Origin of the sequence: Nostoc sp. FACHB-110, assembly GCF_014697425.1 — a bacterium.
In the GTDB taxonomy this organism is placed as follows: domain Bacteria; phylum Cyanobacteriota; class Cyanobacteriia; order Cyanobacteriales; family Nostocaceae; genus Nostoc_B.
In genome coordinates this window covers 133,697-146,423 of the sequence record NZ_JACJRU010000011.1, presented here as the reverse complement: position 1 = coordinate 146,423, position 12,727 = coordinate 133,697, and the positions used below count along the sequence as shown (strand labels likewise).

10 protein-coding genes are annotated in these 12,727 nt (G+C 40.3%); 7 read left to right on the top strand and 3 right to left on the bottom strand.

Annotated features, from left to right (window positions below; translation table 11 throughout):
* Positions 1-81: 81 nt before the first annotated feature.
* The 4 genes from hemB to folE all read left to right on the top strand — a co-directional run bounded on the left by hemB (position 82) and on the right by folE (position 4,236).
* Positions 82-1,083, top strand: a complete 1,002-nt coding sequence (hemB, locus tag H6G69_RS13375; RefSeq protein WP_190687327.1) for a porphobilinogen synthase — start codon at positions 82-84, stop codon at positions 1,081-1,083.
* Between the two features lie 31 nt (positions 1,084-1,114).
* Positions 1,115-2,344, top strand: coding sequence for an FAD/NAD(P)-binding protein (locus H6G69_RS13370; RefSeq protein ID WP_190687324.1), 1,230 nt, complete (start codon positions 1,115-1,117; stop codon positions 2,342-2,344).
* A 125-nt stretch (positions 2,345-2,469) separates the two neighbouring features.
* Positions 2,470-3,489 carry a GTP-binding protein gene (locus H6G69_RS13365; protein WP_190687321.1) on the top strand — a complete coding sequence of 340 codons (1,020 nt, stop codon included), beginning with the start codon at positions 2,470-2,472 and terminating at the stop codon, positions 3,487-3,489.
* Positions 3,490-3,582: 93 nt separating this feature from the next.
* Positions 3,583-4,236, top strand: coding sequence for a GTP cyclohydrolase I FolE (gene folE / locus H6G69_RS13360; RefSeq protein ID WP_190687319.1), 654 nt, complete (start codon positions 3,583-3,585; stop codon positions 4,234-4,236).
* Between the two features lie 43 nt (positions 4,237-4,279).
* On the opposite strand, the gene H6G69_RS13355 is transcribed toward folE, so the two are convergent.
* Positions 4,280-6,124, bottom strand: coding sequence for a PAS domain S-box protein (locus H6G69_RS13355; RefSeq protein WP_242072058.1), 1,845 nt, complete (start codon positions 6,122-6,124; stop codon positions 4,280-4,282).
* A 628-nt stretch (positions 6,125-6,752) separates the two neighbouring features.
* Between H6G69_RS13355 and H6G69_RS13350 the strand changes: the two genes are divergently transcribed.
* The 3 genes from H6G69_RS13350 (at position 6,753) to H6G69_RS13340 (ending at position 9,954) form a co-directional block, all read left to right on the top strand.
* A complete protein-coding gene (locus H6G69_RS13350) occupies positions 6,753-8,324 on the top strand; it encodes a DEAD/DEAH box helicase family protein (RefSeq protein WP_190687313.1) in 1,572 nt (523 codons plus the stop codon).
* Entirely contained in the window at positions 8,254-9,468 is a 1,215-nt protein-coding gene (locus H6G69_RS13345; RefSeq protein WP_190687311.1) for a DUF790 family protein, read from the top strand. Before H6G69_RS13350 ends, H6G69_RS13345 begins: the two co-directional genes overlap by 71 nt.
* Positions 9,469-9,765: 297 nt before the next feature.
* Entirely contained in the window at positions 9,766-9,954 is a 189-nt protein-coding gene (locus H6G69_RS13340) for a hypothetical protein (RefSeq protein WP_190687307.1), read from the top strand.
* Positions 9,955-10,338: 384 nt separating this feature from the next.
* Here the strand turns inward: H6G69_RS13340 and H6G69_RS13335 are convergent, their stop codons facing one another.
* Positions 10,339-10,767 carry a hypothetical protein gene (locus H6G69_RS13335; protein ID WP_190687304.1) on the bottom strand — a complete coding sequence of 143 codons (429 nt, stop codon included), beginning with the start codon at positions 10,765-10,767 and terminating at the stop codon, positions 10,339-10,341.
* 31 nt (positions 10,768-10,798) lie between these two features.
* Complete coding sequence (locus H6G69_RS13330; protein WP_190687301.1) at positions 10,799-12,607, bottom strand: ABC transporter transmembrane domain-containing protein; 1,809 nt, start codon at positions 12,605-12,607, stop codon at positions 10,799-10,801.
* Positions 12,608-12,727: the final 120 nt, after the last annotated feature.

Here is a 12,727-nt window from a genome sequence, read left to right as displayed (position 1 = left end):
GCAAGATATTGAAAGGATTCCTTTGCAAAAATGATAATCATTATTATACTGGATTTTAATAATGATTATCATTTTATTTACATGTCCATCAAACCCTCACACATCACACAACGTCCCCGGCGTTTGCGTCGGACTGCAACACTGCGGCGAATGGTGAGAGAAACGACGCTGAGTGTAGATGACCTGATTTATCCCATGTTTGTTATGGAAGGGGCAGAGCAAAAAGTAGAGATTACTTCTATGCCAGGATGTTATCGATATTCTTTAGACTTGCTGCTCAAAGAAATCGCCGAAGTGTCTAGCTTAGGAATAAATGCGATCGCACTTTTTCCTGTCATCCCCGAATACAAAAAAGACGACACAGGAACTGAAAGCTACAACCCAAAAGGATTAGTCCCACAAACCATTGAAGCTATCAAACAAGCCGTTCCTGAAATTGTCGTCATTACCGACGTTGCTCTTGACCCCTTCACCACACACGGCCACGATGGTTTAATCGATGAAAACGGCACTATCTTAAATGACCAGACAGTAGAAGTGTTAGTCAAAATGGCACTGGCACAAGCCGCAGCTGGAGCCGATTTTGTCGCTCCTTCCGATATGATGGATGGCAGAGTCGGCGCAATTCGTCAAGCCTTAGATGCTGAGGGTTATAGCAATGTAGGGATATTGGCATACTCCGCCAAATACGCCTCTGCCTATTACGGACCTTTTCGGGATGCTTTAGATTCCGCTCCCAAATTTGGCGACAAAAAGACTTATCAAATGGACATAGCCAATGCTAGAGAAGCCTTAAAAGAAGTCCAACTAGACATTGCTGAAGGTGCAGATATTGTTATGGTGAAACCTGCACTGGCTTATCTAGATATTATTCAACAAATCCGCCGCACTACCCAATTACCGATTGCTGCATACAACGTCAGTGGTGAGTACGCCATGATTAAAGCCGCTGCACAAATGGGTTGGATAGATGAAAAACAAATGATCTTAGAAAGCTTAACCAGTATAAAACGTGCGGGCGCAGATTTAATTTTGACCTACTTCGCCAAAGAAGTCGCGTTGATTAAGAAGTATGAAGTCTGAAATTATCTTTGTTTCCCTTCAAGCATGAAAAATGACTAAAAACATTGACTTGGCTATTGTTGGTGCAGGGCCTCATGCGCTGACTGTAACTACCCATTTGTTGCAAAAACGACAATCAATCAGAGGTAGATTTTGGGTATTTGACCCCAGTGGGATGTGGATGAGTCGCTGGAAGCAGCAATTTGCAGCATTTGAAATTCCGCATTTGCGCTCACCCGCCGTGCATCATCCCGACCCCAATGCGTTTGCTTTACGCAAGTTTGCGGAACCTCGTCCCCATGAGTTATTTGCCCCCTATGATTTACCAGGGACGCAATTATTTGCAGATTTTTGCCAAGATGTCATTCGAGTTTGGCAGTTGCAAAACCAAGTTATTCCTTTAGGGGTGAGGAGTATTGAACCCTTACCTGATCGTGTGCGTTCTCGATTTCGGCTATGTTTGCAAGACGGACAAGAAGTAATAGCACAGCGGGTAGTGTTAGCCACAGGTAGTGCTAAACAACAAATACCTGATTGGGTGAAAAACATTCCAACATATCCATCAGATAGACTTTGCCATTCCCAAACAATTGATTTGAGGAAATTGCAGTTGGCGGGTCAGCGAGTATTAATTGTTGGTGGTGGGTTGACGAGTGGACATTTGGCACTAGGGGCAATTGCTCGTGGTGCAAAGGTGCATTTACTCCTTCGGCGACAGTTAGCAGAAAAGTTGTTTGATGCGGAACCAGGTTGGTTGGGGCCAAAGTATCTCAAAGATTTTTTTGCTGAATCAAATTGGCAGCGACGCTTTGAGATGATTCAGCAAGCGAGAAATGGTGGTTCGATGACCCCGGCGATCGCTACTCAACTGCGGCGACAAATGCGTAGTGGTAACATCAGAATTGACGAAAACTGCCAAATTGTCAAAGCTCAATGGTTGGGTGAAAGTTGGCACATTCAATGTAGTGATGGTAGCCAACATGAGTGTGATTATATTTGGCTGTCTACTGGGACTAAATTTGATGTCACCACTGAACCTTTATTAAAAAATATTCTAGCGGCTTACCCTATTCCCATCGTTAAAGGCTTGCCAGTATTAGATACTTGTCTGCGTTGGCCTGGCTGTGAATTATTTATTATGGGTGGTTTAGCTGCGCTGCAAGTAGGGCCGACAGCCAGAAATTTATCAGGTGCAAGAATGGCGTGTGAAAAAATTGTCCCAGCCATTGTGAAACCGAGTGTCGCTTTTTCTCCCACTGTGATGAGCGTACAAGCAAGCTAATCAATTTTGGGCAATTTTCCTAATTTCAAAATTAGTGAGGTAGTGAATTCTTGGTGTTGTCCACTAAATTTTGACTGCAATCAAACCACAGCAATTTTGCTAATCATCAAAGGTAGAGATAATTAATGACTCAAGTAACAACTCCAACTGAAAATTTCAGCCTAGATATCCCCAAACATGGAATGCCTGTAACTATTATCACGGGTTTTTTAGGCAGCGGCAAAACCACTCTCCTCAATCAAATCCTCAAAAATAAACAGGATTTAAAAGTTGCTGTGCTTGTGAATGAGTTTGGTGATATTAACATAGATAGCCAATTATTGATTTCTGTAGATCAAGATATGCTTGAACTCAGCAATGGCTGTATCTGCTGTACGATTAATGATAGTTTAATTGATTCTGTTTATCGAGTATTAGAAAGAGAAGAACGAATTGATTATTTAGTCATTGAAACCACAGGAGTTGCCGACCCACTCCCCATTATTTTAACTTTTTTGGGGACAGAGTTAAGAGATTTAACCAGCCTTGATTCAATTTTAACTGTAGTAGATTCTGAAACATTTAACCAAGAGCATTTTCAAAGTGAAGCAGCTTTAAAGCAAATTACCTATGGCGATATTATTCTCCTGAATAAAACTGATCTAGCAACTCCCGAAAAAATTACAGAAGTAGAAAACTTTATTCAAGATGTCAAACCCGATGCGAGAATTTTACACACCAAATTTGGGGAAATAGCATTACCATTAATTTTGAATGTGGGTTTAACGCCAAAAGATGAGTATATTCCTTATGATGATGATGATGATCATGATCATCATCATGGGCATGACCATCATCACGATCATCACTCACATCATTTAGAAAATGATGGATTTATTTCAATTTCTTTCCAAAGTGAGAGAGCCTTTGATGTGCATAAATTTGAGAATTTTTTGACTGAAGAAATGTCAGCAGATGTATTTCGCGCTAAAGGAATTTTATGGTTTAGTGATAGTGAGTTGCGCCATATTTTTCAATTGAGTGGCCCTCGTTATAATTTACACGCTGATGAATGGCTAACTCCACCAAAAAATCAAATAGTTTTTATTGGAAGAAAATTAGAGCCTCAACAAATTTATGCACAACTTACTGAATGTTTGATATGATTAAGAAGTATTAAGTTAGTTAAATTAGTTAATAGTCATTTTGCCTATCTGACTATCAACTAATTTCAAAATTTCTCCCAATTAAACAATAAAATGACTCTATCGATTCGTCCCGATATTCATTCTGCTGCTCAAGTAGTTTCATCTTTACCTACTCAGCAGTTACCAAAAGTCACAGAAGCAGAAATGGTGCAAGCTGTACGTACTTTGCTGATTGGATTAGGCGAAAATCCTGACCGAGAAGGATTAATAGATACTCCCAAGCGAGTTGTCAAAGCTTTGCAGTTTCTCACTAAAGGGTATCATGAATCTTTAGATGAACTGCTCAATGGTGCAGTTTTTACAGAAGATGCCAATGAAATGGTATTAATTCGGGATATCGATATTTTTAGTTCTTGCGAACATCATATTTTACCGATAATTGGTCGCGCTCATGTTGCTTATATTCCTAATGGTAAGGTGATAGGGTTATCGAAAATCGCGCGCATTTGTGAAATGTACGCGCGACGTTTACAAGTGCAAGAACGTCTAACTTTACAAATTGCTGATGCGTTGCAAGGGTTACTCAAACCCCAAGGAGTTGCTGTTGTGGTCGAAGCTACCCATATGTGTATGGTGATGCGCGGTGTGCAGAAACCTGGTTCTTGGACTGTGACTAGTGCAATGCGTGGTGTGTTTGCAGAAAATGGGCGGACTCGTGAGGAGTTTATGAATTTACTGCGACACAATGCTAATTTTTCGGCTTAACAAATCAGGGAAAAATTAAGTAGAGACGTTGTATACAACGTTTCTACTCAGTTGCGGCTTTCATTGGTAAATTGACGGTGAAAATTGCTCCTTGTCCTTTTCCTGGGCTTTCGGCGGTGACTGTACCGCCGTGTAATTCTACTAAATGACGGACAATTGCTAGTCCTAATCCTAACCCGTTGTGCGATCGCGTAGTGGAACTGTCAGCTTGGCGAAAACGGTCAAACACATAAGGCAAAAATTCGGGTGCAATTCCCACTCCCGTATCACTAACTTTAATTTGGATTGTTTCATCTATGCGTTCTATTTGCACAATCACTCTGCCTTGATGGGAGTTGAACTTAACAGCGTTGGAGAGTAAGTTCCAGATAATTTGTTGCAGGCGTTTAGCATCACCGACAACTAATTCTGCATCTGCTGTCACTGTGTAATTGATTTGAATTTCTTTGGCATTAGCAGCATAATGCACACTCTCAATAGCGGCTTCTACTATTGGGATTAATTGCACGGGTTGAGTGTTAAGATGCAGTGTGCCTTGGATGATACACGAAACATCGAGAATATCTTCAATGATTTCTGCTAAGGCTTTGGCGTTGCGACTGATAGTTTCTAAACCTTTACTAATAGTATTTTCATTAAATTTGCGGTTTCTGAGTAACTGCGCCCAGCCAATAATGGCACTTAACGGAGTGCGCAGTTCATGCGAAAGTGTAGCGAGAAACTCATCTTTGAGTCGGCTTGCGATTTCGGCTTCGGTGCGGGCGGCTTTTTCCCGTTCTAATAATTGTTCGCGTTCTTGTTCTGCTTGTTTGCGATCGCTAATATCAAACATAAAGCCATATAGTAATTTTGGCTTACCTGCTATCCGCACGACATTTACAATGTCATATAGCCATATAACTCTGCCATCAGCAGCTAACATTCGATATTCAAATTCGTAATTATCTTTAATTAAAGAAGATTCAATACAATATTTAGTCGCCCATTCTCTATCTTCTGGGTGGATATGTGCTGTCCAAAAATTAGGTTTATACCAGTCGGATAAAGAATAACCAAGTATATCTGTAGTTTGTGGCCCAATATATGTAAAATCGCCTGTAGTAGCATCCGCTTCCCAAGGAATCACACGCACCTTTTCTGTGAGTGTTCGTAATCTAGCTTCACTTTTTTGCAGTGCTTTTTGAGCCTGTTTACTAGCACTTAAATCTAAAACAAAACCAATTATTTGTTCTTGATTATCTGCTAAAGCAGCACAGCCTAGAAGTACAGTTACGCGATTACCATCTTTGCGAATATATTCTTTTTCATAAGGCATCACCTTGCCTTGAATTTGCAGTTGGGAAATTGCCCGTTCACAGATTGCTAAATATTCTGGCGGTGTCATATCTCGCCAACGCACTCGCCCAGCTACTAAATCTTCTCGTGTATAACCTACTATTGTTAAAAAAGCATCATTAGCATCAATAATTTCTCCTGTTATATCAGCAAAAATTACACCAATAATGTTGGCATCTACTAAACTTCTAAACTTAGCTTCAGTGGCATTTAGTTTTTGCAGACTGACTTCTAAACGCTGCTTGGCATCACGTAATTCGGAACTTAAAATGCTCATTAGTGTTGCTACTAAGACAAACAAGCTTAAACGCACTAAACTATCTTTATCTACAATCAGCAGCGAATATTTTATTTCTAAAAAAAAGAATTTAACAGTTAAAACAGATAAACCCGTAGCAAGCAATCCTGGTTTGATGCCACCATACCAAGCACTGATGACTACAGCAGCAAAAAATAATAAAAATATAGTTGGTTGGAGCAATGGCTGTAGTAATAGTGTGAGCAACACTGCAATGCTGACAACTAGCACTGCTACAGTGTATGTTGCAAACAAAAAGCGTATTCCTTTCAAGTAGCTTCTCCTTTGATGCTGCTAGCTAAAAGTACTTCTTTAGATAGATGAAGCATTTTTGGTTTGCCAGAGATATTGGCATAGCCATTGCTTAATATCTATTTTGCACCCAGAATTCCTGTATACATATAGTTTTAGGTATTTATCTATCTAAAGACGTAAAATTACAATTAGTTTTTTGCAAATAGTTACAAATGTATGTTATTCAAATCACGCGAAATTTAAATAAACTTTTGTCTATCAACCAAAATAAGTTTAAACTCACTCACAATCAAGTGATAATTTGATTTGTGAATATGTGTATTTTAAGGAAATTTATAATTAAAAATGCTGCTTTTGATATTCTTGATCAGGCTAATTTTTAAAACATCAACTATTAAAATCTGCACACGCCACTGAAGGAGTCGGGAAAACTGCCTAGCGCAGTGGCTATTCTGGGGTTTGATTTGTTAAATTGCGAATTTTTGCGTAAGTCCTGATGTATACAAACACCCCTTGGAGAAATTTTCAGTAATCATACTCATTTTGCGTTATTAATAATCAAGAAGGAACTGAGACAAGAAACTCATCTTCTTTCACGCCTCCTACAGTCTGCTTCTACCAACTGACAATGGCTCGCACTTCCAGATTAACTTTCGATCGCGGTACATTAATTTTGCACCCACCACCACGCGGTAAAGCTTGGATGGATTATGCTACCTGGGATGACCGTGTGGAAAAGTTTCGGATTCCGGGGATTCGTTACCGCGCTTTAGTAGAAGCACTGCAAGCGGAAGATGTAGATTTTATCGATGAGGCAAAAGCATTTTATCCGATAGAGTTGGTGGCGAGTTTAGAAATGGAACCTTACCCCCACCAAAGTGAAGCTTTAGCGGCTTGGAAGTTGGCGGGGAGACAAGGTGTAGTAGTGCTACCAACGGCGGCGGGTAAAACTTATCTGGCACAGATGGCGATGCAAGCCACACCCCGCACTACGTTGATTGTTGTCCCAACTTTGGATTTGATGCACCAGTGGTATGCACATTTAGTGGCGGCTTTCCCCGATGCTGAGGTGGGGTTACTAGGCGGCGGTTCGCGGGATCAGACAGCGATATTGGTGGCGACTTACGATAGCGCAGCGATTCATGCAGAAGCTTTGGGCAATAAATATGCTTTGATTATTTTTGATGAGTGCCATCATTTACCGACAGATTTTAGCAAGGTAATTGCCGAATATGCGATCGCACCTTATCGGTTAGGATTATCAGCTACACCAGAACGCACAGATGGGAAACACGCTGATTTAAATATTTTGATTGGTCGAGAGGTATATCGTAAACGTGCGGAAGATTTAGCGGGGAAAGCCTTAGCTGAACATGAAATTGTCCAAATAAAAGTGAAATTATCCCAACTAGAGCGCGAAAGATACAATCAATTAATTCAAACGCGCAATGATTTTTTACGCCAATCGAAAATTTCTTTGGGAAGTATTCAAGGTTGGCAAATGTTTGTGCAGATGAGTGCGCGATCGCAAGTTGGCCGTAGAGCTATGTTAGCACATCGTGAAGCCAAAGAAATCGCTTTAGGAACTGATGGTAAGTTGCGAATTTTAGCGGATTTATTAGCCACCCATTATCCTGAACGAGTGTTAATTTTCACTGCTGATAATGCGACGGTTTATAAAATTTCCCAAGACTTATTAATCCCGGCAATTACTCATCAAACCCCAGTCAAAGAACGCCATGAAATCTTAACCAAATTCCGCGAAGGTGAATATAATACTTTAGTGGCTTCTCATGTGTTGAATGAAGGTGTTGATGTCCCGGCGGCTTCGGTGGCAATTATTCTTTCGGGAACAGGTTCAACACGGGAATATATTCAACGTTTGGGGAGGGTTTTACGTAAGGGAAATGTGGAAAATAAACAAGCGATTTTGTATGAGGTAATCGCAGAAGATACGAGTGAGGAAGGGACTTCGGCGCGGCGACGAGGGGAAGATTACGAACCGCAGAGGCGCGGAGGACGCACAGAGAAGAAAGGGAATTTGCAGGTGGTCTATGGAAGTGGTAAGGAAAAAGGTTTAAAAGCGGCAGAACAATTAGAAATAAAATATTCAACTAAAAATTCACAAGATGTTACCAACGGAGTTACTAAGCCATCGCCTAAACGGAGAAGAAATCATTCCGAAGAGGCTGAAGATTGATGATAAACATTTGGCATTGACTAATGAATTAATTGCGTGTTTTCAAGCGGCGCAAGGTAAAACTCAAGGGGAGTTAGAAAAGCAGCTTTTAGATTTAGAAGGTGATGCTACAGATTATCGGATAAAACGGGGATTAGCTTATATTATCAAAAGCAATTTTTGTACTTTTGAAGTAGTAAGTCCTTTGGAACCACCAATGTTAAGAGAACGGGTTTTTGCTTTGGCGGCGAAGTCTGTTGCGAGTCGAGAATCAACCCAAGCAACTTTAAGCAAAATCGCTGATGAATTAAGTCAAGAATTAGAGCGAGAAGTTTTGTTAGAACAGGTGCAGACTGGTTTGTATGCTGACTTATCAGAAAATAAAATTTTGACGCAATTTGATACCCCTTCGCCTGTAGATATCTTAAATAGATATAATTTGTCTCAAGTGCAGGGAATTTTTTATAAAGCGAGTCAGTTAGTGTTAAATGCTCATCGCAATGTACCGGGAGAATATAAGCTGTTATTTCGCTATTTAAAATTATTTCAACTTATGGCTTATATAGAAGGTGATGCTGACCACGGCTTTACAATTACGGTAGATGGGCCGACGAGTTTATTTAATCCTAGTACGCGTTATGGGTTGGCGATCGCTAAATTAATTCCGGCTTTACTGCATGTTACAAAATGGAGTCTTTCAGCTACATTACAAACCCGTGATGTTTACACAGATACATGGAAAACAGGCAGATTTACTCTCAATTCTGAATGTGGTTTAGTATCGCATTATTCTAAAGGTAAGCCTTACGATAGTATGCTAGAGGCTTCTTTTGCTGATAAATGGGATGCTTTAAAAACTGATTGGGTGTTAGAGCGAGAAGTTGATTTAATTCCTATTCCTGGAAGTGTCATGATTCCTGATTTTCGCTTAGTGCATCCTGATGGGAGGGAATTTTTATTAGAAATCGTTGGTTATTGGCGACCAGAATATTTACAAAAGAAATTTTCGCAGGTGCGGCGGGCAGGATGTGATAATTTGATTTTGGCAATTTCTGAGCGGCTGAATTTAGACAAGGCTGGCGTAAAATTAAATGATGTACCAGCAAGAATTGTCTGGTTTAAAGATAAGTTATTGCCCAAGTCTGTGTTAGCAGTAATGGAATAGGGTATTAAAGTAGATATTGCTCAAAATTTGGGTTTTGCGAAATTGGGCAAATAGAATTGTAGTTTATATCAAAGATAGTTTTTCACTATCTCAAGATAACTCTAAAGAGTGATGGGTAGAGATAAATTTACTTGTATCTCTGCCAAATGTGTGTTGCGATCGCTAGTGAAATAATTCTAAATTAGAATCTTAAGATAACATTAAAGATTTTTAATTATCTATCTGAGGTGCAAGTTAATAGAAAGGAGAATTTGTGAAGTATGGAGATACAGGAAAATTTTCTCAGGAGGTATCACAATGCATAATCTTCGCCTTTACTCTACAGTTCCAAATTCACTCATTATTGATAGTCGCACCCAAAAGCTAAAAGTGCTAGTAGAATGGTGTAAAATCGTTCATGCTTGCTTAGAAGCTGGGCAGGTAGAAGATGCAAAGATTTTCTTAGAGCAAGCAATTGCTGAGGCCGAAATGCCCAGCAACGATTAATCGAAGCTTTATGAAATGTCTCTATATCTTTAGCTAGAGGTTTTGTTGAATTTTTTAGTATGAGCTATCCTACTCATGATAGTAGAGCAGCAATCTTAAAATAAGCTAAAAATTAACTACATAAAAACGGTAATCAAAACCGCTAGCTAGCATATAACCCTGCCTCGGTATCTAAATATCCGAGGTTTTTAATTTTTTCTGTTTTTATAGATAAGTGCTTAAAAACGATAAGCTGTTAAGATTCAAAATTGAATTTGGCACTCAAAAATCTAAACTATCCAGAGTTTTACCAACTTTGGCACAGCAAATAAATCAAAAAGCCACGCAGAGAAAATTGATATCTTTCTCTGCGTAACTTTGCGCTTTCCTCAACATTCCTCTGCGTTAAACAACAATCTCGCCACTCATTCGCTGTTCCAACAAATCCAACAACCCATCTACATCTTGACCAACTTGGGCAAAACATTCAGGCGGTGTTGGTTCTGATGCAAATTGAATTAACTTAACTTCTCCCTTACCAATACCAATCATCAACACTTCCACTTCTGGCTGATGATGGGCAATAATTCCGATAATTTCTTGCAGCCGATTTTCCACATTCTCGTTTAATTTCTCTACCGCTTCTTGGGGACAATAAACAAAATGCGGAGTCGGCTGTAAATCAATGCCGATAGTACCCTGGCTATCCCCATTTTCTAACCATAATGCCCAAGATAACGCCGCCAATTCTTGTTGATTTGCCTTCACAAACCTATCCAACTGACTACGCCATTTATTATCATCTGTTTCCGGCTGGGTACTACCAAACATCATTTCTTTGCGCCTTTGCGCCTTTGCGCGAAACTTATCTTAAACCACTCTGCACACGCCACAAACTCGCGTAAACTCCATTTCTCTCCAACAACTCCTCATGGGTTCCCGACTCGACTAATTGTCCATATTCCATGACATATATACAGTCGGCATTACGAATTGTGGAAAGACGATGAGCGATCGCAATTGTGGTTCTATCTACTGTAATCTTTTCTAGCGATCGCTGGATAGCGGCTTCGGTTTCATTATCTACAGCTGATGTCGCCTCATCTAAAATCAAAATTGGCGGATTCTTTAACACTGCACGAGCGATCGCAATTCTTTGGCGTTGTCCACCAGATAACTTTTGTCCCCGTTCCCCGACAATTGTCTCATAACCTTGGGGCAGATGTTGAATAAATTCATGGGCTTCTGCCACCTTCGCCGCTTGGATGATTTCTTCGGTAGTCGCATCAAACGTGCCGTAAGCAATATTCTCCGCTACCGTACCGTGAAACAGAAACACATCTTGGCTAACTAAGCCAATACAACGGCGTAAATCACGCAAACCTAAGTCTTGAATATCAATTCCATCTACCGTAATACTGCCGTTTTGTACCTCATAAAACCGCAGTAACAGCTTCACCAGAGTACTTTTCCCGGAACCCGTCGAACCAACAATGGCGATGGTTTTACCAGCCGGAATCAGCAAAGATAAATCAGTAATTACCGATAATCTATCTTTATAGGCAAAAGTCACATTTTTAAACTGCACTTCGCCACGCACTTTCTCCACAGGTAAGGCGATATTTCCCGGATGAATGGCAATTGGTGTATCTAATAAATTCATCACCCGGTTAGTTGAAGCCATCGCCCGTTGATATTGGTCAAAGGTATCACCTAACCTAGTTAAAGGCCACAACAACCGTTGAATTAAAAACACCAACACGCTGTAAGTGCCAACAGTCATTTGTCCCGCAACCGCAGCCATTCCACCATATAATAGTAATGCGGTGAAACCAACTAAAATCAGCATCCGAATGAGGGGAACAAATGCAGCCGAGAGTTTAATTGCTTTAGAATTACTTTTTTTGTAAGCTTCACTGTCTTGGGCTAAACGATAGCTTTCATAATCTTCGGCGGTGAAACTTTTAATAGTAGTAATCCCACTTAAATTATTTACCAGTCGCCCATTTAAATAACCTACCTTTTCGCGCACATCAGCGTAACGCGGTGCAAGCAGGCGTTGAAAAGCAAAGGAACCCCAAAGAATAAAGGGCATCGGCGACATCGCCATCCACGCTACACTAGGAGCCAAGATAAAGAAAGCTCCACCAATAATGACTACTGTCGTGGCTACCTGGATAATGTCATTGGCTCCCACATCCAAAAAACGCTCTAGTTGGTTGATATCATCACTAAGGATGGACATCAAACCACCAGTACTGCGTTCTTCAAAATAAGCTAATTCTAAATCTTGTAGATGGTTATAAGCATCCAATCTCAGGTTATGCTGAATATTTTGCGCCAAATTGCGCCAAAGTTTGGCGTAAGCGTACTCAAAAACTGACTCTAGTATCCAGATGACAACCGTGAGTAGGGAAATAATTAAAAATTGTCCAAAGACATCTTTGACACCCAACTGGGCAATGATAGAATCCTGCTGTTTGACTACTACATCCACTGCTACGCCAATTAACCCCGGTGGGGCTAAATCAAAAAGTTTGTTCAGAACAGAACAACCAATTGCCAACCAGATTTCTTTACGATACTGGTGTCCGTAGTCAAGCAGGCGGTGGAGGGGATGCACTGAATGTCTACGCTGGTTTAATATCTGACGAGAATTAAATGCTATGGCCACAGTCGTTTAAAATTGTGTGCATTTGATAATAACACGGAGAGGAAGTATCTGACTTTTGTAAAATTTAGCCAGCCTCAACAGGCAAATATAGTCTCACAATCACATGGGAGTTGCGGGAAA